General features: G+C 67.8%; 20 protein-coding genes and 2 pseudogenes. 6 read left to right on the plus strand and 16 right to left on the minus strand.

Features of this window, described 5'->3' with window-relative positions; all coding sequences use genetic code 11:
• The first annotated feature begins 194 nt into the window (after window positions 1-194).
• Both WME82_RS30985 and speD read left to right on the plus strand, forming a co-directional pair.
• On the plus strand, window positions 195-953 hold the full coding sequence (locus WME82_RS30985) for a hypothetical protein (protein WP_438038259.1): 759 nt from the start codon (window positions 195-197) through the stop codon (window positions 951-953).
• Window positions 954-1,033: 80 nt separating this feature from the next.
• Entirely contained in the window at window positions 1,034-1,453 is a 420-nt protein-coding gene (speD, locus tag WME82_RS30990; RefSeq protein WP_437765766.1) for an S-adenosylmethionine decarboxylase, read from the plus strand.
• A 55-nt stretch (window positions 1,454-1,508) separates the two neighbouring features.
• Here the strand turns inward: speD and WME82_RS30995 are convergent, their stop codons facing one another.
• Entirely contained in the window at window positions 1,509-2,933 is a 1,425-nt protein-coding gene (locus tag WME82_RS30995) for a peptide MFS transporter (protein WP_438038260.1), read from the minus strand.
• A gap of 491 nt (window positions 2,934-3,424) precedes the next feature.
• On the opposite strand from WME82_RS30995, the gene WME82_RS31000 reads away from it, so the two are divergent.
• Both WME82_RS31000 and WME82_RS31005 read left to right on the plus strand, forming a co-directional pair.
• Entirely contained in the window at window positions 3,425-4,558 is a 1,134-nt protein-coding gene (locus WME82_RS31000) for a hypothetical protein (protein ID WP_438038261.1), read from the plus strand.
• Window positions 4,559-4,805: 247 nt separating this feature from the next.
• A complete protein-coding gene (locus WME82_RS31005) occupies window positions 4,806-6,230 on the plus strand; it encodes a proteinase inhibitor (RefSeq protein ID WP_438038262.1) in 1,425 nt (474 codons plus the stop codon).
• 46 nt (window positions 6,231-6,276) lie between these two features.
• Here the strand turns inward: WME82_RS31005 and WME82_RS31010 are convergent, their stop codons facing one another.
• The 3 genes from WME82_RS31010 to WME82_RS31020 all read right to left on the minus strand — a co-directional run bounded on the left by WME82_RS31010 (window position 6,277) and on the right by WME82_RS31020 (window position 10,325).
• Window positions 6,277-8,010 (minus strand): CotH kinase family protein, encoded by a 1,734-nt coding sequence (locus WME82_RS31010; protein ID WP_438038263.1) that lies wholly within the window; start codon window positions 8,008-8,010, stop codon window positions 6,277-6,279.
• A 564-nt stretch (window positions 8,011-8,574) separates the two neighbouring features.
• Window positions 8,575-9,420 carry an immunity 26/phosphotriesterase HocA family protein gene (locus WME82_RS31015; RefSeq protein ID WP_438038264.1) on the minus strand — a complete coding sequence of 282 codons (846 nt, stop codon included), beginning with the start codon at window positions 9,418-9,420 and terminating at the stop codon, window positions 8,575-8,577.
• Between the two features lie 2 nt (window positions 9,421-9,422).
• Complete coding sequence (locus WME82_RS31020) at window positions 9,423-10,325, minus strand: multiheme c-type cytochrome (protein WP_438038265.1); 903 nt, start codon at window positions 10,323-10,325, stop codon at window positions 9,423-9,425.
• 182 nt (window positions 10,326-10,507) lie between these two features.
• On the opposite strand from WME82_RS31020, the gene WME82_RS31025 reads away from it, so the two are divergent.
• Window positions 10,508-10,999 carry a DUF6368 family protein gene (locus WME82_RS31025; RefSeq protein ID WP_438038266.1) on the plus strand — a complete coding sequence of 164 codons (492 nt, stop codon included), beginning with the start codon at window positions 10,508-10,510 and terminating at the stop codon, window positions 10,997-10,999.
• 42 nt (window positions 11,000-11,041) lie between these two features.
• Here WME82_RS31025 and WME82_RS31030 read toward each other — a convergent pair whose 3' ends face one another.
• The 12 genes and pseudogenes from WME82_RS31030 to WME82_RS31085 all read right to left on the minus strand — a co-directional run.
• Window positions 11,042-11,899 (minus strand): class I SAM-dependent methyltransferase, encoded by an 858-nt coding sequence (locus tag WME82_RS31030; RefSeq protein WP_438038267.1) that lies wholly within the window; start codon window positions 11,897-11,899, stop codon window positions 11,042-11,044.
• A gap of 63 nt (window positions 11,900-11,962) precedes the next feature.
• Window positions 11,963-12,472: a hypothetical protein gene (locus WME82_RS31035; protein ID WP_438038268.1), complete on the minus strand. Its 510-nt coding sequence runs from the start codon at window positions 12,470-12,472 to the stop codon at window positions 11,963-11,965.
• A gap of 158 nt (window positions 12,473-12,630) precedes the next feature.
• The gene (locus WME82_RS31040; RefSeq protein WP_438038269.1) at window positions 12,631-13,401 is read right to left on the minus strand and encodes a hypothetical protein; all 771 of its coding nucleotides are present in this window, start codon (window positions 13,399-13,401) and stop codon (window positions 12,631-12,633) included.
• 806 nt (window positions 13,402-14,207) lie between these two features.
• Window positions 14,208-14,687 carry a hypothetical protein gene (locus WME82_RS31045; RefSeq protein ID WP_438038270.1) on the minus strand — a complete coding sequence of 160 codons (480 nt, stop codon included), beginning with the start codon at window positions 14,685-14,687 and terminating at the stop codon, window positions 14,208-14,210.
• 102 nt (window positions 14,688-14,789) lie between these two features.
• Window positions 14,790-15,431 carry a hypothetical protein gene (locus WME82_RS31050; protein WP_438038271.1) on the minus strand — a complete coding sequence of 214 codons (642 nt, stop codon included), beginning with the start codon at window positions 15,429-15,431 and terminating at the stop codon, window positions 14,790-14,792.
• 42 nt (window positions 15,432-15,473) lie between these two features.
• A complete protein-coding gene (locus WME82_RS31055) occupies window positions 15,474-15,998 on the minus strand; it encodes an alpha-ketoglutarate-dependent dioxygenase AlkB (protein WP_438038272.1) in 525 nt (174 codons plus the stop codon).
• 65 nt (window positions 15,999-16,063) lie between these two features.
• Window positions 16,064-16,282: pseudogene (locus tag WME82_RS31060) on the minus strand (pentapeptide repeat-containing protein); the annotation flags it as partial.
• The gene (locus tag WME82_RS31065) at window positions 16,282-16,833 is read right to left on the minus strand and encodes a hypothetical protein (protein ID WP_438038273.1); all 552 of its coding nucleotides are present in this window, start codon (window positions 16,831-16,833) and stop codon (window positions 16,282-16,284) included. The pseudogene WME82_RS31060 and the gene WME82_RS31065, both read right to left, overlap by 1 nt.
• 95 nt (window positions 16,834-16,928) lie before the next feature.
• A complete protein-coding gene (locus tag WME82_RS31070) occupies window positions 16,929-17,321 on the minus strand; it encodes a hypothetical protein (RefSeq protein ID WP_438038274.1) in 393 nt (130 codons plus the stop codon).
• Complete coding sequence (locus tag WME82_RS31075; protein WP_438038275.1) at window positions 17,312-17,671, minus strand: hypothetical protein; 360 nt, start codon at window positions 17,669-17,671, stop codon at window positions 17,312-17,314. Before WME82_RS31075 ends, WME82_RS31070 begins: the two co-directional genes overlap by 10 nt.
• A gap of 78 nt (window positions 17,672-17,749) precedes the next feature.
• Window positions 17,750-18,331, minus strand: a complete 582-nt coding sequence (locus WME82_RS31080) for a hypothetical protein (protein WP_438045025.1) — start codon at window positions 18,329-18,331, stop codon at window positions 17,750-17,752.
• 423 nt (window positions 18,332-18,754) lie between these two features.
• A pseudogene (locus tag WME82_RS31085) lies at window positions 18,755-18,880 on the minus strand (tyrosine-type recombinase/integrase); the annotation flags it as partial.
• A gap of 148 nt (window positions 18,881-19,028) precedes the next feature.
• Between WME82_RS31085 and WME82_RS31090 the strand changes: the two are divergent.
• On the plus strand, window positions 19,029-20,375 hold the full coding sequence (locus WME82_RS31090) for an AAA family ATPase (RefSeq protein ID WP_438038276.1): 1,347 nt from the start codon (window positions 19,029-19,031) through the stop codon (window positions 20,373-20,375).
• Window position 20,376 lies beyond the last annotated feature (1 nt).

Here is a 20,376-nt window from a genome sequence, read left to right on the forward strand (position 1 = left end):
GGCTGCCGCCGCTCGTCGACACACGCACACGCCGGCTGACGCGCGGCGCGGGCGGCCCGTCCGCGACCGGGAAGGTGTTGCTCGCCGCCTCCGTGGCACACGCGATGCTCGCGCCCCGGCGCGCGGCGTTCCCGGCGTGGCGCGCGGATCGGATCCGCCGTCCTCGCGGCGCCGCGCAGCGAGGAGGATCCGCAATGAAGGCAAACACCGGGGTCGCGATCGCCGCGGGAGCGGTCGCCGTGCTCTGCGGGAGCGTCGCCGCTGCGCAGGACTTCGGGGGCGACGTCCCGCCGAGCTACCTGCGCTCTCCGCTGGGGGCGCCTGCCAACGCGCTCGAGCTCGGCCTCAACCTCGGATACGCGCAGGGGTTCGGCGACATCGGGAGCGAGCGGCGCCTGCGCGACGTGGCGGGGCCGGGGGCGGGCGTGGGCGTGAAGCTCGTCTACCGCGCGGTGCCGAAGGTCGGCCTCGGGCTGACGTCGAGGTACGAGCAGTACATGGCGCAGGGAGGGGCCGACGTGCGCGGCGTGACGCTCGGCGCGGAGGCGAGCTTTCACCTGGCGCCGTTCGAGCGCGTCGATCCGGTGATCTCGCTGGGCACCGGCTACCGGGCGCTGTGGACCGCGGCGCGGCCGGGGGTGTGGACCGCGACGCCGGCGGGGGTGTGGATCGCGGCGCCGGCGGGGGTGAGGGGCGACACGGTGACCCACGGGATCGAGCTCGGGCGACTCCAGGCGGTGATCGACGTCCGCATGTCCGAGAGCGTCGCGCTGGGGCCCACGATCGGCGGCGGGCTCAACCTGTTCCTCTGGGAGAACACCGCGGGGTCGATCCGCGGCTGGGAGGTCCAGGGCAGGCGCGTGAACAGCTTCGTGTTCGCGGGGCTCGAGGGGCGCTTCGACCTGGGTGGGCAGCGCGTGCGGGAGGTCGTCCAGGTCGCGCGGCGGCCCTAGCGCGGCGGGGGGAAGGGCGTGCCGAGCGGCCCAGCCCGAGGAGGGCCTGCCCCCATCGTGAAACCGATTCAGGTTCCGCGGTGCCCGGGCTCGGCTACCCTGGGCGGCCGGCGCGGGCCGCCGCGCGCGCCCGCTCACCGATGCAGCTCTTCGTCGCTCTTGCCCTGTTCGAGGGCTGTCCCTCCGACTTCCTGAACAGCCCGGCCGCGCTCCGCGGGGCGCTGGAGGCGGCCGTCGCCGCGGGCTCGTTCACCCTGCTCGAGATGGTGGTCGTTCCGTTCTCTCCGCAGGGCATCACCGCGTGCGCCGTCGTCGGCGAATCGCACGTCGCCCTGCACTCCTGGCCCGAGTCGGGGCGGCTCTTCGTCGACGTCGCCTCGTGCAGCACGCTGGAGAGCGTCCGCCGCGCCGTCGCCGCCATCGGGAGCGCGCTGCCCGAGGGGCGGCTCGCGACCCTCGACGAGCGGATCGTCGACCCCGCCGGCGCGCGGGCGCCCTGACGCCGCGCCGCGCCCTCGCGGAGAGGGCGCGCGGCCGCGCCGGGCGCGGTGCGGATCAGTGCTGGCCGAGCACGCGGCGCAGCGGCTTGTTGAACGCGAACATCGCGGCGCCGGCGCCGAGGCCGAGGAGGGTGAGCATCAGGAAGAACATGTCCTTCGACCAGCGCTCGTAGAAGATGCCGAGGTAGCCGCTCAGCGTGTTGCCGAGGAAGCTCGAGACGAACCACATGCCCATCATCATCGACACGATCCGCACCGGCGAGACCTTGGTCACGAGCGACAGGCCGATGGGCGACAGGTAGAGCTCGCCGATCGTGAGCAGCAGCGTGCAGAAGACCGGCCAGAACAGGCTGCCCTTGCCGTCGCCGACGGCCTGCGCGCCGAGGATCATCACGATGAACGACAGCCCGAGGATGGTGCAGCCCAGGGCCATCTTCGAGACGCTGGTCGGCTCGGTGCCGCGCTTCGCCTGCCAGCGCCAGAAGACGTCGAGCAGGGGGGCGAACAGGATGATGCAGAGCGGGTTCACCGACTGGAACCACGTCGACGGGATCTGGAAGCCGAGGACGGTGGGCCACACCGTCTTCTCGTCGGCCCAGCTCTGCATCGTGTTGCCCTGCTGCTCGTAGACCGCCCAGAAGACGACGTTGAGGGCGCAGAGCGCCACGAGCGCGCCGACGCGCCGCCACTCGTCGCTGGAGAGCGGCTGCTTCTGCTCGCCGACGCCCTCCGCCGTCTTCATCAGGTTGTCCTTGGCGAGGTACTTCTGCCCCGCCAGGTAGACGACGAGCCCAAGGCACATCCCGACGCCCGCGGCGGCGAAGCCGTAGTGCCAGCCGTAGACGGCGGCCAGGGTGCCGCACACGAAGTTGCAGATGAAGGCGCCGAGGTTGATGCCCATGTAGAAGATGGTGAAGGCGCCGTCGCGGCGCGGATCACCCTTCGGGTACAGGCTGCCGACCTGGGTCGAGATGTTGGGCTTGAACGCGCCGTTGCCGAGGATGAGCAGGAGCAGCGCGATGAAGAACGAGTTCTCGAACGCCATCACGAAGTGTCCGATGGCCATCAAGACGCCGCCGATCACCACCGTCTTGCGCTGCCCCCACACCTTGTCGGCGAGGATGCCGCCGAAGAACGGCGTGAGGTACACGAGGCCCGTGTACAGCCCGTAGAGCATGGACGCCTGCTCGCCGGGCGCGCTCGGGAGCAGGCCCTTGATGAACTGCCAGGCGAACACCGTGGTCGGATCACCGGCGACGAGATCGCATGGCTGCGCGTGCTGCCGGCACCCCTGATAGGCCTCTCGCGCGGTGACGAACAGGTAGTTCGCCATATACAGCTTGAGGAGGCCGCGCATGCCGTAATAGGAAAAGCGCTCCCACATCTCCGCGAAGAAGAGGATCACGAGCCCCGGCGGGTGCTTGAAGCGCCTCTCGAAAGCGGTGACGGGGAGGGCCGGCTCGATTGCTTGCTCGCTCAATGCTGTCTTCTCCACGAGCTGGGACCACGCTGCGTGGTGGTCGGGCGATGCGGGGGATCGTGGGGCGCGCTGCCCCTCGGCACGGGGATGCTAGACGATCCGCGACGACCACGTCACCCCCATGTTGTGCACAGCGTCGAGCCGGGTGAACAGGGTGTCCACGTAGGCGGCCCTTCGGCCACGGCCGGAGGACAGGTGGGCGGGACGCTCCGGTCGGCTCTGCGATAGGCGACGCGGTCGCGGGCCGGCGAGCGGCCGCTGCCGCGGGCGGAGCGAGCGCCGGTGCTGGCGGACCAGTCGCCGCGCCGACGCCGCCCGGCGACGGCGGCCGCCGCGGATGGACCGCATAAGCCCGAGCCGTCCTCGGTTGTGCCGGGAGCGTCCCCTTCGCCCCGGGCTCCGCCCTGGCCGCGCGAGGGCGCCCTCCCTCTGAAGGCGAGATCCGCAGTCGAGGCTTCCCGTGAGAGGCTGTCGGCCGCAAATGATTCGTGATGCAACATCTCCAAACTCGCTATGTCCCGAGGGACATCGCACGTTCGACGGGTCTCCTGTGGATTCTTCTTCTCCCTGCCTGCGCGGGCGTCGAGCCGTCGCCGCCGGACGCGTGCGCTCCTGGCGAGGAGCGCTTTCGCGGGCGGTGCGTCCAGCCCGCCGCCCGCTACGAGCCCGAGGAGCGCGTCGACCGGGACAACGTCGTCGCCTTCGGCGCCGAGCTCACCCGGCTCGCGCTGCCGGAGCCGCCGCGCAGCGGCTTCAGGATCATCGCGCCGCCGCGGCTCATGGCGCCCGGCGAGGAGGCGACCTTCTGCGTTTCATGGCCTTTCCCCGCGATCGAGAGCACGACCGTCCACGCGGCGCGCGTCTACGCGACGGCCGGGCTGCATCACAGCAACGTGATCGCCAAGCCGGTCAATCCATCGTTCGGGCCGAACCCCTACCCGGGCTGCCATCCTGGCGCCGACGATCCCTTCGGTACGCTGCCGGCGGCCATCCCGGACGTCCTCTTCGCGAGCTCCACGCAGGTCGTCGGCGAGGAGACGCTCGTCTTCCCGGAAGGGATGGGCTTCACCCTCGAACCGTCCCGCGAGATCGCGACGAGCGTCCACCTGCTCAACACGTCGCCCGAGCCCGCGGTCGTCGAGCTCGCCTACGACTTCTTCACCATGCCTCTCTCGGAGCGGACGGAAGAGCTCGTGCCGTTCGTCTTGAGCGTCAACGACTTCCTCGTCCCGCCGCGCGCCACGCAGACCGTCGGCACGACGTGCTCGACGTTCGGGGGGAACATCGTCTCTCTGATGCCGCACACGCACCGTTACGCCGATGCCTTCGATGTCGACGTCGTCCGCGCGGACGGCGGCGAGGCGCGCATCTACGAGGGCGGGGCGTTCGATCTGGAGAGCGACATCGAGGTCTACCGGCCGGCGCTCACGCTCGGCGAAGGCGACTCCCTCCGGTACGCGTGCAGGTTCCGGAACACGTCGGACCACGATCTCACGTTCGGCTACGGGGACAACGAGATGTGCATGCTGTTCGGGTACATGTACCCGCCCGAGAAGCAGCTGGCGGGGATCTCGCTGCGCGACGGGGAGCCCTGCATCTCGCTCGGCCTCGGCGCGCTCCGGTGAGGAGCCTCGTCGCCGCCTGATCCCCGCGCGGGCGCGGGCCAACGCCCCTGGACACGCCTCCGCCTCCTCCAAGCGAATGGCGCCATGCGCAAGAACGTATTCTTGCATACATACCTCACACAAAAAAAGATTGGACGACAATTGAACAACCATGAACAAACAATATACCGACGGACGCTCACCGGGAAGATACGTGGGATAGATCACAATCAACGTCGTCCGAAAGCGACGTTCAGGAGATTCGACCGTGAAGCAAGAGCTCCTCCGTTCACCGCACGTGATGCTGGGCGCAGCGCTCGTCGTCTCGGCCTTGGGAGGGCTGGGCGCCTGCCAGCAGACAGAGGAAGACGCCGCATCCGGGGCCCCGGAGGCCTCCGGGTCGCCGGGTCGTTGCGTCTATACGAGCCCCTTCAGCCCGGCCGAGGAGTGTCGTGAGTACACGGGCGCGGGCTGGACCGCCGAGGCCGCGGAGGCCGACTGCAAGGCGCTCCAGGGCTCCACCTTCACCGGGGGCGAGAGCTGCGCCTATCCAGAGACGCTCGGCCGGTGCGTGCTCGGCGGCGGGACCGACGACGCTTACACCCTCATCTTCCCCGGCGGCGACACGAGCCAGTGCGCCTCGACCCAGCGCGGCTGCGAGATGTTCGGCGGCGGCCGGTTCGAGCCCGACGCCTGCGAGGGCGCGGCCGAGGAGCCCGGCGGCGGCGTGGGCACGGGCGGCGCCGTCTTCCAGTGGCCCGAGCAGGTCTGCGTCGACCCGATGGCCGGCGAGCCGGCAGGGCAGAGCGGCGGGAAGGTCTGCACGTTCGGCGCGATCTCGGGCTGCACCGAGCCCGGCCGCCTGTTCACCGACTACGCGTCGTGCGAGCCGGTCCTCACGCAGCGCCCGTACTGGCCGGCGCCCCCCTCCGATTACAAGACGCCGAGCGACGATCCACGCCTCTCCGATCCGCAATGGCTCGGCGAGCTCGCCTGGGTCACGGAGCAGACCGAGGCGTGCGGGTGCGTGTGCTGTCACTCGGAGAAGGCCGCGCCGGCCGCGGGGCCGTCGAACTGGTACATCAAGGCCGGCCCGGTCTGGAGCGACAGCTTCTATCCAACGGGCCTCGCGCTGGCCGCCGGCTGGGTCTCCTCGGCGGCGCTCGGCGCGTATCCGCCGGACCAGAACAACGGCTTCTCCCGTGACGTCAGCGGCCTGCCCTCCACGGACCCGGCGCGCATGGTCGCGTTCTTCGAGGGCGAGCTCCTGCGCCGCGGATTCACGAAGGAGGATTTCGCGGACGAGACCCCGTTCGGCGGGCCGCTCCATGAACAGAGCCTCTACGTGCCAGGCGACTGCGCGGCAGGGGAAGGCGTGGACGCCGCAGGCAAGATCACGTGGAGCGGCGGCGACGCCCGCTACGTTTACGTCCTGTCGGCGAACGCCGAGAACCCGGGCGCTCCGCCCAACCTCGACCTGCCCGAGGGGACGATCTGGCGGCTCGACGTGCCCTCGAGCGCCGAGCCCGTCAAGAGCGGGATCACCTACGGCGAGGTCCCACCGGGCACGAAGCAGGGCTATCCGGCCGAGGGGAGCCCCGAGGAGCTCGTTCCTGGCACGAAATACTACCTGTATGTCTGGGAAGACGTCGCCATCCCGATCACGCGGTGCCTGTTCGAGGCTTCGCCCTGAGAGGGAGCTCCACGGCGAAGCCCCCTCCCTCTGGGTTCAGCCGGCGTCAGTCCGCTGCTTTACCGCCAGCTCCGCCCGCACCCGCGTCGCCGCCGCCTGCGCCGGCGCCCGCGTCGCCGCCGCCCCCTCCGGCTCCGCCCGCGCCTCCAGCACCCGGGTCTTCGCCGCCCGCTCCGCCGCCGCCGCACTCCTTGGGATAGTCGCAGTAACCTCCGCAGTCGACCAGGGGAGGAACGCAGAGGCCGCAGTCCTGGGGAAAGCCGCAGTAGCCGCCGCAATCGATCTGGGGAGGCATGCAGAGCTGCGGCTGCTCGCGGTTCCTCTCCAGCTCCACCGGCAGGACCTCGAGCTGCTGGGTGAGCCAGGCGTCCAGCTCCTCGTATCGCTGCTCGTCGCCCGAGCGGAGCATGCCCTCGTCCGACAGCTGCTCGTAGAGACCCTTCAGCACCGCGTTCGGGTCCAGCGCGGTGAACTCCTCGATCACCTCCTCGCACGCCGCGATCGTGTCGGCCCAGCAGGCCGGCTCGCTCTGGCACCCGCGCGCCAGCGTGTTCGTGCCGGCCAGGGGCACCACCGGATACCAGCTCTGCCCCAGGCTGATGTCGACCGAGTACGGCAGGTACTGGAACAGACCATCGGCCCGCTCGACCAGCACGACGTTGTTGCTGTTGTGGATCGCGTCGTCGCCGGTGGCGAGCACCCACGACAGGCACTGGAACCGGTGGAACGCCGGCCAGTCGATCCAGCCCTCGAGCGCGGCCTTGAAGCCCTCGCCAGGCGGCGTCTCGGCGATCAGCTCCTCGAGCTCCTTCGCGCGGGTGTTGTCACACTCCTTGAGCTGGCAGTTCTCTGAATCGTCGAAGACGCTCGCGCCGAACGGCACCATGTCGATGGGGAGCGGGATCCCGCCGCCCCCCGGGACGTCGACGGCGAAGTCTCCAGCGAACTCCCAGATGTTGGCGCAGCCGCCGCCGAGCTCGCCCTCGAGGCGAGTGCAGAACGCCTTCTTGTAGCGCTCGACCACGATGTAGGGGATGGCCACCTCCGCGCCCCAGACGTTGCTCGACAGCCAGGCGTAGTTGGTCAGGGGAGCTGGATAATCGAGGCGAGCATAGAGATCGAGCGTGAGGCGCTCGCGGAAGATGCTGCCGACCTGGCCGTTGTTGAAGCGCACGTGCTCGAAGCCGCCGAGCCGTTGCTTCTCGACGAACTCGTCGGCGTCGATGTTGAGGTTGGGGATGGTTCGCTTCGTCCAGGGCCGCTGCGTCGACTGGCCGGCGACCCCCACCTGGACCTTGCCGTAGTCGGCCGTCTTGCCCTCGGCGCCGGCCGTCGTCACCCACAGATGATCCGCGAAGGTCGTGTCCTCCCCGGTCGGTGAGTAGATGTCCCCGAATGCGTCCCTCTTGATGGGGCCCCCGATGCCGCCGAGCCCTTCGTTCATGTACTCGAGCTGCTCTTCCGAGACGGCGAACCAGTAGCGGTTGCCGACGGTGCCGAAGACGTCGAGCGCGAGTTCGGCCACCTCGGTGTCCGCCACCGGCGCTCCCGGGTACGGCTCGGGCGCGCCGCCGGCGCCCCCGGCACTCCCGGCGCCGCCGGCGCCCCCGGCGCCGCCCTCCCCGTCCGTGTAATAGTAGTTGTAGATGTTGTCCGGCTTGTCAGCGCACCCCGCCGCGAAGACGGCAGACGGGAGGGCAAGCAGGGCGAACAGCGAGATGGCTCGCGTGCGGGACGACCATGATCGACCAGAGGAAGACGACGGCAGCTGATTGGACATGAAGCGCAACCTTTCCGCTTCACGCCCATTGCAAATAACGTACCGTTCACGGCGAAATTGTAACGCGTCGGTGTCGGTGCCCTGGAGACAGGTCGGCCCTTGCGGGTCCGGCGAGTTTGTCGAGGAGCTCGTGCCGTCCGTGCCGCGGTGCGTGGACGCGCCGCCGGAGCCCCTCATGACACGAGGGTCAGAGGCTGGCACACTGCCCCGGGAGCTTCGTCCTTGTGTGCCAACGCCGCGACGCGGCGTCGATTCGTCTGGCCGCGGATCGCACCCACGCTCCCACCGCGCGCCGTCGATGGGTCGTGCTGTCCACCGCCCGCGGCCGCGCCGAGCGTCGCCCGTCCGTGAGCGCCCATGCAGACCCGCGGAAATCGGGCACGAGCAGGCTCCCGGAGGTGGCCGACCGGCAAGCACGCCGGCATCGGCGTGACATGGAGAAGAAAGTCCTGGTAGCCGCCTGCGCCCTCGGATGGCGCGAGGTGAGGGTACACGACGCGCCGGCGCGTCGCGCCGCAGGGGCAACACGGACAGCAGCGGCTTGTTCGGCTGCGCCTCAGGCATTTACCTGCGCTCATGCGACTCCGGACCGGAATGAAGCCGCCATGAATCAGGTTCGCCGGCGAGAAGGCCCTTCAGACGGGCGGCCACGTGCGGCGGCGAGAACGCACCCCACCGGTCGATTCCGACGCATTCAGAAGCAGGGATCTCCTTTCCATCCTGATTCGCATCCCACATGTCAAAGACAAGGCACGACGGGCTTCCGGCCGCCTGATGAAAGAAGAGAATTGGCCTCGTGAGATGTGACTCGAGCGGAAGACGACCGATCACACGCCATCGGCGGTCTCGGAAGCCAGCGTTGTTGCACGTGACGACGAACGCCACCGGAGAGCCAGCGATATGTTCGACGGACAGTTCGCCATCTCGTTCCGACGAGGTCAGGTAGAACGCGTACCAACCGTATTTGCGCTCGGGAATCAGGACGCGGCCGAACCCAAGCCGACCGTCATCGAGTGGAAAGCAGAAAACGTCACCTTGGACGAGGCGAGGGATCTTCGGGGTCGCGGCGCGCTTCGACTTGCGCTGTGGCCCGTTCAACTGCTCCCTCAGCTCCTCGAGCACAGCGCGCCGCTTCGCGTCCCCATTCCAGGCCGCCATCGCTGCGCCAGAGTCGATGACCCGAAGCGCCTGGGCCTTGACGCTCGGGTCCAGCCGACCGTACTCGAACTGCATGGCGGCCAGGCTCAACCAGAACACGGGTTCCTCGTCCGTGTCCATGACGCCGTAGGTGCGGATCATCTCGGTCGTGACGGCCTCGCTGGGGGCGCCCGAAGAGAGGCGTTCCAGATAATCCGCGCGTACCTCGACCGCGAAGTCGTCCTCGAAGATCCGATGGCCCCAGGTTCCCATGGCTACGTTATGCGCCGCTTCGTCTTGTCATGACGGTTCGACCATGCGGTTCCTTCCGTCGAGGACAACCACGCCTGCCCTTCGCGCGTGAGCAGCCAAACTGCGTCGCGCGTTCGGCGGCGAAGCGATAGATCGAGGTGGTCGACGACACCGCCCCATAGAAACCATGCGGGCACGAGCGCGACCATGGCCGCAGCGGCCGACAAGACCTCGATGCGCGAATAGAGACCCCCTCCAACGGCCCCTGCGGCGCCGCCTGCGAGCAGCGCGGACATCAGAATCCGTACGGGCTTCCCGATCTTCACCGAGGCACTCCATTCATAGCCACCAGCGCTACCACGTGACGCCCGGGGTCGTCGTTCCAGTATCGGTCGATTGGTCAACCGAAGCGGCGGGACCAGGTCTGTCCAGATCGTCGTCCTGGATGACCTCCCCCATGAAAGTCGCACGGATCGGTCCTGCGCGACAAGGCCCGCATGCTGTCCTGCGCCATGGGGTAGCCGCGCGTCGCCACGGACCGCGTGCGCGCCGCCGCGCGCGTCCCGGCCGCGCGCGGAGACGACCTCGCCGGCCACGAGATGGCAGGTGACGCACCCCACGCCCACCGCTTGCGCGTCCGCGCCGGGGTGGTGAGCCGGATCGGCCTCGGGCGCATGGCAGCCACGGCAGAAGGGCAGCGGCTCGAGCGCGTAGGACCTCTGGAAGACGCGATCCGTGAACGCCTGCCGGTGCAGCGAGGCGCGCCATTCGGCCGCGATGTCCTCGTGGCACGCCTCGCAACGCTGGTTCTCGATGCGCGCGGAGAAGCCCTGCGGTCTCCCCTGCGGCGCGGGTCCCGGCAGCGGCGGCAGCGGATCGCCGCGCACGCCGGCCGCGGGCGCGAACAGCAGCGCGGCCAGCGCCATGACGGCGGCACCCGCGATACGAGGTGTCCTCCGTTCACCGGAGGCCGTCCGACGCCACCTGCCCATGTTCGTTCAGGATAGCGCTCCTCAGGACGACGGACGAAGCCTCGAAGCTCGGCGGATGCGACGCCTCGGTGGACGGCCATGGATCGAGAGCGTACGCTCGAGGAATGGCTGGTCCCGTGGCGTCCGTGTTGCTGCCGTCGAAGATGAGCGCGGAGCGAGTCACCGCGCTTCGAAGTGCGATCTCGCGCATCGCCGATGATGTTCGTGGCGACGACTTCTGGGTTGACCGACGCCCGTTCATTCTGACCGTTGGGCCCGAATATCCCGAGGCGATATCCGAGGTCCTCGAGGCGGGCCTCCCGAAGGTGCTCGGATGGTCGCCAGAAGACGTCGTTTCATTCGCCGCGATGTGCAACGACGACGAAGATCATCGGTTGCTTGCCAGGTTGTGCATCGACCTGGCCGAGGCGGAAGGCGGAGTCATCGACTTCGGTGGGTCGCTGGCGATAGGTCTACAGCTGGACGGCCTTCAAGACGACAAGCCCGTCAGGATCGAGAATCCAGGTGGGGTCACGGGCGTGCTGTTCGTGACGGCGCGCTCCCACTACGGAGACGCGGCGCTCGCGCGCTCCTGGCTACGGCACGCGAGCTTCCGCATGGTGAAGTAGATGCAACTCGGATCGGTCCAACGACGGGTTAGACCGGTTGATTCAGGTCGTCGCCACCAGCAATTCCTCTGAATTGTTCGGCGGACGAAGGCCATCCGTCCTGCCCGCGAAGTAGCGCTGGGCGAGCGCGGCGGCCGATACGTGCTGGACCTCTCCGAAGCCGGCATCTCGGGCCAGCGCCAGCATCTCTGCCGGCGTGAAGAAGCTGATGAACGGCGTTCCGTTGGCTCTGGCCCCCGCTGCCGCGCGCTCGATCCCGGGGCGCACCTCCGGGTCCGCCAGCTCGATCGGAAGCATGAACGACATGGCGAGCGTGGAGCCCGGGGCGAGCGCCGCGACCTGGCGCAGCGTCGCCGCGATGGCGTCCCTGGTCAGGTACATGCTGACACCGGTCGACGCCACGACCGCCGGCCGCCCCGAGTCGAAGCCCGAGGCCGCCAGCCGCTCCCACCACGCGTCGCCTGCCTCGAAGTCGACCGGCACGAGCCGCAGGAACGATGGAACGCCGAGCCCGAGGTCGAGGAGGCGCTGGCGCTTCCACGCCTGGGGGCTGGGCCGATCGATCTCGAACACGAGCAGGCGGGAGGCGAGCTCCGGCCGACGCTGGGCGAAGGTGTCCAGGCCCGCTCCGAGGATGACATACTGCCCGACGCCACGGGCGGCTTGCTCCGCGACGAGATCTTCGACGAAGCGGGCGCGGGCCAGGATGGAGGCGCGGAAGGGCCGCGCGAACGGGCTCATGTCCGGACGGCCGCGCCAGCCGTCGTCCGGAGCCGCCAGCTTCAACCCGACGTCGTCTTCGAACACGTGCGGCGGCGCATCGGCTTCCACGTGCAGCGCACGCCACAAGGCGACCCGAACCGCCGTGTCGTCTGGCGCCGCCGCTTGTTCATCCTGCATGACGTACTCTCTCCTGGTTTCTGATTGTTGGCGGTCTAATAAAATGAAAAACGTGCGGAGCTTCTACGTTCCTCGGAGAATGGCGTCGATCCGGGACTCCGCCCACTCCCGGACGCGGGAATTTCGCGGCAGCAGCGCGGCGATGCGGTCGTTCGGCGGGTAGCCTGAGTCGACCCATGCCTCGGCATGCTGTCGCCAATGCGACGAACTTTCGAGTGCGAGAACGAGGAGATCGTCGAACGGAAACGTGCGAAGGACCTTTGATGGGACACCCTGGCTTGCGAGGCCCTGATCAATCATAGATAGGACCGTCGGGCGGTCGAATTCAAGAACCGGCATGAACCCCACCAGGTTCTTCGGCCGCGCGACACGCAGGCCATCCGCGTACTGACATGTCCACTCGCCAGAATCGATCAAGCCGATCGCGTGCTGAGTCGGATTGAATCGAGCGGAATATTTCACAACAGGCAGCCACTTGCACGGTTCGCCCGAGCCGTCGATTGTCTGAACACACCAGCGCCCCGCATCTGCGCGGCGCAACAACTCGCGGACGTTGGAGATTGACAGGGGCATCGGTCTCGATATGTGGAGCATACCAGGCCCAGGCGCGCGCGCCCAGGTCGCCCCGACCCGTCCTCGTAGTGCGCGGCACACTCGGGAGGATCAGGACCGCTCGGCGTGGGCGACCTGCCGGTCGTCGAGACGGGCCCATCCGGGATCGAGCGCTCAACCTATTTCCTTCCGAGCAGCGAGTCGATCACCCAGCACCCGCGGACGTGCGGCCCGTCGCCACGGCAGTGGCCGAGCACGTCGGCGTCGTCGCACCCGGCGTCCAGCAAGGCGTCGGCCAGGATCGGCATCGGCCCGAAGACGCGGCTTTCATACATCTGCCGAGCCAGCCCGACGGCCGTCGAGGTCCGCCAGCGCGGGTCGAATGCCACCGCGCGGAACGGGTTGCCAAAGATGTCGCGGAGTACGCCGGCCTGAGCGCGCTCTTCCGCGGCGCTGCTGGCGGAGAATGAAGCATCCTCAGGCGCGGCGCCAGGATTGGCAATGGCAGCAGCTGCCAAACAAGCATTGGACGAGGCGTAGTACGCGGCCTTCGGAGCTTGTGGCCGAACCACCTGAAAGCTCAGGGCCAGCGCGTCGTGCGTCGGCTGGAGCGAGATACGTTCGGCCCCATGGGACGCCCGCCACCTACCCTCCAGAGAGTCGAGCGCCTGCCGGACCAGAGCCTCGGCTGCCTGGAGTTCCTCCTGCGTGGCCAGGCCATCGGCGTGACGGCTCGCTGTTTCCACTGCTGCTTCTGCGAGCTCATCGGGGAGCAGGGCGCGCACGCGGTAATAACATGCACAGGCGAACAGCCGCATCTTGCGGTCACCCCCCCTGCAGGCCGGAAACGTCTTGATGTCCACGACCCGCAGCTCTTTCGGACCGAGTCCGAGCAGGAAGCGGAGCATGGGGTTGGTCCGAGTACACACCAGCCATTCCGCCTCGGTCATCTGGCAACCTCCGTCCAGCCTCTTCCCCGACGCGACAACGAGCATTCCTCGCACTCCGCGTACCTGACGGGTCGGCGTTCACCCGCGCCGGGCCGAGGAAGTGAAGCGACCGAGATCAGGCGTCGGGTGCACCGCCAGGTCAGCGAGCTTCGTCACCTCGCTCCAGGTCCTCTGGCTCGATCGAAGCACCAACGAGGTCAGCCGACCGGCGGACCTCGGCTTCGGAGACGAATCCCGCGTGATAGAGCCGAACGAGAAACTGCCGGACCGCGCGTCGAACAGCCTCGCGCGCAGCGGCGAGGTCTTCGGATGGGACACGACGCGGACGGTCCGGGGTCTGCGGACCGAATTCACATGCGCCGCGGCAGACTGGGCAGTATCTCGTGATCTTTGTGTCGTGCTGCCGCACCCACGAGAGCTGCGCGTCCTGGAGTTGTCGAAATCGATGCTGATAGTCGTCAATGGCTCGGACCGCTGCCGCCGCTTCAGCGATCCAGAACGCAAGATTTGCATGATGTCCCGCCAATTGGTGAACGTGCTGGGTCGCGAACCGGCCGACCTGCTCTGCGATGAGCTCGGCGCGCGCGATGGAGTATGGCTTCGAGGGTGGCATAGGGGGCGGTCTGGCTCCAGGTGGGCGACGTAGGTCGCGCTGACGGCTGGCCGGCCTGCTGGGTGGCCGCCTTTTCTATCATTCAACCGACACGATCGACGCTGCGGAGTGCGTGTCCGGCCAAAGGGAGCGTGTAGCACATTCTCGGCATCAATCCCTCTGTTGCCCAGCGGCGGGTCGGCCTTCTTGGTCGTCATCGATCGACCTGCGCTTTCTGAGCTGTGACCAGCCGGGTCAGCGCTTCCATCTCAAGCTCTGGGAAGGGCTCGCGAAACCTCTCGCTGAACTGTGACGCCGGCAAGCACGTCTGGAGTCGCCGAAGTGCGCGCCAGAACGCCAAGACGATCGCTGTCGCCGCTCCGTGGAACTCCAGTATTGGCGCCGGAGTCAGCGTCCGAAATCGATCCCGGAACATCCGGAGGCTCAGGACGGACACCGCAGGGCCCTCCGGCACGATGGTCAGCTCGAGCTCCGCTGGCTCCAGAAGGAACGTGACGCGGCGCGATGGTCTACCGCCCAGCGCGTCGCAGAGGGCGGAGCAGAGATCCGGCAACGTCGGGTAGATGTGCGAGAAATTCTCGTGTACCCGCTGATCCGCGGTCCGAATCTCTACTGCGAGCCATCCCGCCGAGGGCTCATCGAACGCGACATCAAGCCTCGGTAGCTTGTTCATCGGAACCTGCTCACCCTCGCCCCAAGGTCAACGCCGCAGTTCAGCGGCGGCTCAACGAGGAGTCATGTACAATACCGTATCACCGTCCGCTGCAACTGCATGTTATCCGCTGGTTGCCCGCGACGCTGGATGCCCTGTCGCCACGAGCGCCGCAGCTGCCGCAAGCTTGTGGTTGGCCTGCCAAGGTGGCCCGATCGATCGGCCCATCGCGTGCAGAAGATCGTTCACGTCATCGCGGCCGAGCGCCGTCGCAGCGTCGCGAAACACGCGCTCGCGGTCGTACCAGTGCACGGACCAGCCGCGCGCCTCGGCTGCCGCCGCGAGGGCCTCGCGATACATGACGGAGTCGGCGACGGTCTGCGCGCGATTGTCGGCGATCCGCTCCTCGGTCGTCGGCGGGAGCTCGGGGCACACGCGGATCGCGATCCGCGCGATCGGCACGGGTACCGCCGCGGCCAGCGCCTCGAGGCCCTCGCGCGCGCCGCGCGCGGCGGACGCTCGCACGCGCTCGACGAGCGCCACGGCGTCGGCGAGCGAGAGCGCTCGCGCTCCCGGGGTGTTGAGGTAACGGCCCACCGCCCACGACCCTTCGTGGTGATGCGGGTGCGTCGGCAAGCCCTCGGTGAGATCGATGCGCCGGCGATCGAGGAGCTCGCCGCCGGGCGCGACAGTGACGAGCACCGCCGAGTTGCCGTACTCGGCGACGCCGACGGTCGCGGTTCGCTGCGTTCGTCCTCTCGCCACGTCTTCCTCCTTCGGGGGCGCGCCCCGGCGGCTACCGCCATTTCAACGAGATAGGAATCGGAATGTGAGGCTGATCCGCGGGCCCGCGGCGTCGACGGCGAGGACGGCATGCTGCCACCCCTCCTGAACGCTGGCGCGCATGATCAGGAGCGAGCCGGGCGTCAGGGCCATGTCGTGCGTCTCGTCCCGGCGAAGGCTCCGGCGGAAGGTGAGGACGCGAGGCGCACCCAGCGACAGGATCGAGGTCGTCGTTCCAGCGACGACGCCGGCGCTGGAGTCCGAGTGAAAGCCCATCTTCGCCGTCCCATCGGCATAGAAGTTGGCGAGGCAGTTGTTGATCGGATGCCCCACCACGCCAGCGAGGCGGGCCGCGAGGTCCTGCACGAAGGGCGGCATCTCGCAGTCCGGGTAAGAGATGCCTGAGTAGTTGTACGCCACCCCGCACGAGGCGGTTCGACGTGAATGCATCCGGTCGTCCCACGAGAGATTCCGCTCCGCCATGTCGAACATGGCCGCGGGATCCGCGACGAATCCCTCCAGGTACTGAACGTCCAGGTCTTCCGGCATGAGTCGCTGCGATCGATAGAGTACAGAAGTGGTCCCCGCACGTCCAACAGCCACAGCTTCGCGCGCCGCAGGTCCGAGCCGCGGAGCTTCGAACGAAGGAGCGACGCACCGGTCAGATCGGCGCCTGCGAGCCTGCAGCCCCGCAGGTCGGCCCCGTCGAGCTTCGCGCCGACGAGCGACGCGCCCTCCAGGTCAACGCCGCGGATCGACGTCCGGGAGAGGTCGACGCCGCCGAGGTTCGATGCCGCCAGAATAGCGCGGCGCCGCGCCGCCTTGGCCAGCATCAGCGCCGGCTCCGCCGCGGCCGTGTCTTGAGGCGAGCGTCTTCAGCGCTCGTTTGACGCGCCTTCCCGACCTCCTCGCGCGGCTCAGCGATATCGAAGTCGAACCACCCCTGCTGCAGGGCCTCACGGAAAGCTGGAATGGACAACCAGAGGCGCTCTGGACCGAACTCGCACGGTAGTGCTCGAAGTCGGGCGGCAAGCCAGGCGCGCTTCGGGTTCGGGTTCCGCTGGCGCGGCGGCCCGCCTGTCACGAGGTAGAGCAGGAACTCGATAGTGCGGCCCTCATCGTGAACCTTTTTGATGCGCAAGCACACGAATTCAGGAGAGAAGGCATGCTCGTGCCCCCAGAAGCAGTCGTCGAGCGACAATGCCGATCCCATCACGCTGAGACGACCGTTGGCCTTGTCCACGATTACACCACAAGAACCGACATGCCCAATCGGAAAGAACCAATACCCGCCACGATCAATGACCGTGCGTTCGAACCAGACTGCCCCGCACTGCTCCGCATAGATCTGAACGGCCTGGTGGGCTTGTTCGAGTGTCATCATGGGCCCTCTACTGCGGCGGCGCAGACCGCCGAACTGTTGGCCGGTCTGCCGCTGCGCGACGCGCAGGCGCCAGCAGCGGCTGGTTGAGCAGCGGCTCACAGCGAGGTCCAACCTCGGCACCTCTCCATCGCGATCCTCACCATTCGGCAAGCGTCTGCCTCATCGACCGCCGTGCCCTGGACCAACGCATCTGGCCACGGAGATTCAGTGTCCGACATCCGGTACATGACCTGGAATCCGACACCAGGCATCGCCATCACGGACACCAGCCAGGGCGCCGATAGATCGTCTGCTGGCAGCAACCAGAGGCGCATCAGCGATGTGAGCGCCCAAACGTCACGGCCCGAGCAGGCGTCCTTCAAGAGCGGCAACAGCTCGAGCATTCCGCCGCCAATCGCCGCGGAGAAGCTGTCGGTCGAAGACTTCAACTCGCCGTAGAACTCCTCCAGGCTCTTCGATTGCTCAACCGAAGCTCGGCTCAATGCCATGACACTCCATTCCTCGTTTGCCCAACGCCCCTCGCCTCGGTGAGCGCCTCGTCGATCATCCTAATCATCTGCATATCGACACTACCACGCTTCTCATCGGGCGTGCCCTTCTGTACGTAGTGCGCAGAATTGATCTCGACGACGATGGAGCCACGACCCTTGTCGACGTGAACCTGGGTGACCTTGCTCGCTTCATGAGGAAGGATCGGTGGACGCGTCCCCGCAAACAGCTTGTTGTAGAAGTTTGCGTAGGGCACAATGCGCGTCTCCATGTCCTCGGCGTCATAGGCCACGTCGTGATTTCCAGGCACCACGAAGATATCGCGAAGTGAAAGCTTCGTACCAAGCACAGTTGCGCTGGCAAATCTACTGAGAAACGAATGCGCTGCCTTGAATTCCTGGGTTGTTGGGCAGTGCCTCGCCGAGCATCATCGCCAGAAATCCTTCAACTCGGGGTCGTCTGAGAGCAGTTCATTTCTAAATTCAGAATCAGTGACGATTCGCCATGCCAGCTTCCGCAACGTTGGAGCGTCAGGCACATTCGTCGCTGCCGGCACGACCCATTCACGCTTTCCGAAATGCTTATGATGCTCATCCCGAAACAGCAATGCTTCGTAGCGCCGTCCATCAGGAAGGTTTTCGCTGTATCGGCGAAATATCCATGGGTGATTGGAGTGCTGTTTGGACAAGCGCTGCGGCTCGATAGACGACGTCCAACCACGACCGACTGATGGCGCAGGACGAGGGCGCTCCTCCTCGAACCGTTGATGCACAGCGGTCGCAGCTTCCGCGAAACGCGCCGGGATCACAACCTGGAGGCCCGTATGCCAACCATGATACTCGATAGGGAAGTACGGGATGCGGGCCTGGGCGAACGCTTGATCAACCTTGTAGGCAAGCTCGGCGGCAGAAGTGTTCCAGTCGCCTCGCAACCACAGTCGATAGCGGTCGGGCTCGAGGTCCTCGGCGCGAGCAGCGGCATGGCTCGTGTGTCGTCGCCAGTCTTCCAACGGCGGCTTCGATCCTGCACCGCCAGGACGGCCGGGGAAGCGGCGGCTTCCCTTTCCTTGGCTGTGGGGGGATCGCACCATCTGCCTCACGTCCTCATCTGCCCAACTATCAGTCGATTGGTCAACCGAAGCCGCCGGACCAGGTCTGCCCAAGTCATCGCTCTGGGTGCCCTTTTTCACAAAAAGTGTCACAGATCCGCTCCGCGTCGCAAGGCCAATTGCTGTCCAGCACCATGGGACAGACCCGTCTAACACCGGCGGCAGCCGCCGGCTTTCCGGGGAGCCGGGAGCACCTCGAGGGGGCGCGGCGGACGCGCTGCCGGAGGCGTCGCGCCGCGGTGACACGGCGCTGCCGCCTTCATCGGGAGGTTGCCGGACACATACCAGTCCGTTCACACCCTCGGACCGACGGGCCGTCGAGTGGGCTCGGATGACCAGGCCGCCGCGGTTCAGCATGTGAGTGTAGATCGTCGCCGTGCTCACACCACGGTGGCCGAGGAGCTCCTGGATCGTGCGGATGTCGTAGCGGGCTTCCAGCAGGAGCGTATCGCTCGATTCCGCCCACCTGGGCGCGCTGCGCCGCACCGCCGCGGACGCCGCCGGGTCCAGAACGCCCGACTCCGCGGCGCGCACGCGCGAGGGAGCGAAAGCGATCCCATAGCAATCTCCGCTGTGCTGCGGTATGGGTCGCCTCCGGGTGGACAACGCGACTCTGACCTCGCTCCGGGCGGCGCTCGCCGCCTCCCCTCGCAACGTGGATCTCCTCACGGTCGTCGTGGCGGCCCTCGTCGAGCGCGGCGACGCCGCCGAGGCGGCTCGGCTCGTACGCGAAGCCGGAGCATCACTCTTCGAGCGCCCCGAGCAGCGGCGCGCCGCGGCCCGCGCGCTGTTCGAGGCGGGAGATCTCGAGCGGTCCCTCGAGCTCGCGGACGCGAAGGACGGCGAGACGCAGATGCTCCGGGCGCGCGTCCTCCACGCGCTCGGCCGCCCGAAAGAGGCGGTTCAGGCATACCAGGATGCCGTCGCCGAGAACCCGACGCTCGAGGACGTCGACCTCAAGGCGCTGCTCGGGGCGCGCATACGCGAGATAGTTTCGGCCGGCGAGCGCCCGCGCATGCGCGTCATTTCGAACGATGACACCGACGCGCCGGTCATGGCGCGCCTGCTCCACCCGGAGGCGAAGGCGGTCACGTTCGCCGACGTCGGCGGCCTCGCGGACGTCAAGAAGCAGATCGAGCGCCGCATCATCATGCCCTTCCAGAAGCCGTCGCTCTTCCAGCGCTTCAAGAAGCGCGTCGGCGGCGGCATCCTCCTTTATGGCCCGCCGGGCTGCGGCAAGACCCTCCTCGCGCGCGCGACGGCCGGCGAGTGCAAGGCCGGGTTCTTCAACGTCGCCATCCACGACATCCTCGACATGTACATCGGCGAGTCGGAGCGAAAGCTCCACGCCATCTTCGAGAAGGCCCGATCGAGCGCGCCGGCCGTGCTCTTCTTCGACGAGCTCGAGGCCCTCGCCGGCAAGCGCCAGCACACGCGCGAGGCGACGAGCGCCAAGCTGGTGAGCCAGTTCCTCGCCGAGATGGACGGCTTCGCCCAGAACAACGCGGGCGTGCTCATCCTCGGCGCGACGAACGTCCCCTGGGCCGTCGACGCCGCGTTCCGCCGCCCCGGTCGCTTCGACCGCGTGCTCTTCGTGCCGCCGCCCGATCGAGAGGGGCGCGAGGCGATCCTCCGCCGCCTCCTCGACGTCCGCCCTGCAGCGCGCGATATCGACGTGGCGGCGCTCGCCGCGAGGACGTCCGGCTTCTCGGGCGCAGACCTCGAGCACCTCGTCGAGACGGCAAGCGACGAGGCCATCGAGGCCTCGCTCGGCGAGAAGGCCGAGGTGCCCATCGCGGAGGCTCACCTCGTGGCCGCGCTGCGCGACGTGAAGCCGACCACCCTGGAGTGGCTCACGACGGCGCGCAACTACGCGCGTTATGCGAACGAGGCCGGGCAATACGACGAGGTGCTCGACTTCCTCAAGCGCCACGGGAAGGGCTGAC

The sequence above is a fragment of the Sorangium sp. So ce128 genome (assembly GCF_051525245.1).
In the GTDB taxonomy this organism is placed as follows: domain Bacteria; phylum Myxococcota_A; class Polyangia; order Polyangiales; family Polyangiaceae; genus Sorangium; species Sorangium cellulosum_B.

What these genes read in the sequence shown, in the direction of transcription:
- WME82_RS31065 (WP_438038273.1), bottom strand. Translation starts at nt 16,833, where the DNA reads ATGATGACACTCGAACAAGCCCACCAGGCCGTTCAGATCTATGCGGAG.
- WME82_RS31055 (WP_438038272.1), bottom strand. Translation starts at nt 15,998, where the DNA reads ATGCCGGAAGACCTGGACGTTCAGTACCTGGAGGGATTCGTCGCGGAT.
- WME82_RS31045 (WP_438038270.1), bottom strand. Translation starts at nt 14,687, where the DNA reads ATGAACAAGCTACCGAGGCTTGATGTCGCGTTCGATGAGCCCTCGGCG.
- WME82_RS31000 (WP_438038261.1), top strand. Translation starts at nt 3,425, where the DNA reads ATGCAACATCTCCAAACTCGCTATGTCCCGAGGGACATCGCACGTTCG.
- WME82_RS31020 (WP_438038265.1), bottom strand. Translation starts at nt 10,325, where the DNA reads ATGGCGCTGGCCGCGCTGCTGTTCGCGCCCGCGGCCGGCGTGCGCGGC.
- WME82_RS31030 (WP_438038267.1), bottom strand. Translation starts at nt 11,899, where the DNA reads ATGCAGGATGAACAAGCGGCGGCGCCAGACGACACGGCGGTTCGGGTC.
- WME82_RS31070 (WP_438038274.1), bottom strand. Translation starts at nt 17,321, where the DNA reads ATGGCATTGAGCCGAGCTTCGGTTGAGCAATCGAAGAGCCTGGAGGAG.
- WME82_RS31040 (WP_438038269.1), bottom strand. Translation starts at nt 13,401, where the DNA reads ATGACCGAGGCGGAATGGCTGGTGTGTACTCGGACCAACCCCATGCTC.
- WME82_RS31035 (WP_438038268.1), bottom strand. Translation starts at nt 12,472, where the DNA reads ATGCCCCTGTCAATCTCCAACGTCCGCGAGTTGTTGCGCCGCGCAGAT.
- WME82_RS31010 (WP_438038263.1), bottom strand. Translation starts at nt 8,010, where the DNA reads ATGTCCAATCAGCTGCCGTCGTCTTCCTCTGGTCGATCATGGTCGTCC.
- WME82_RS31015 (WP_438038264.1), bottom strand. Translation starts at nt 9,420, where the DNA reads ATGGGAACCTGGGGCCATCGGATCTTCGAGGACGACTTCGCGGTCGAG.
- WME82_RS30985 (WP_438038259.1), top strand. Translation starts at nt 195, where the DNA reads ATGAAGGCAAACACCGGGGTCGCGATCGCCGCGGGAGCGGTCGCCGTG.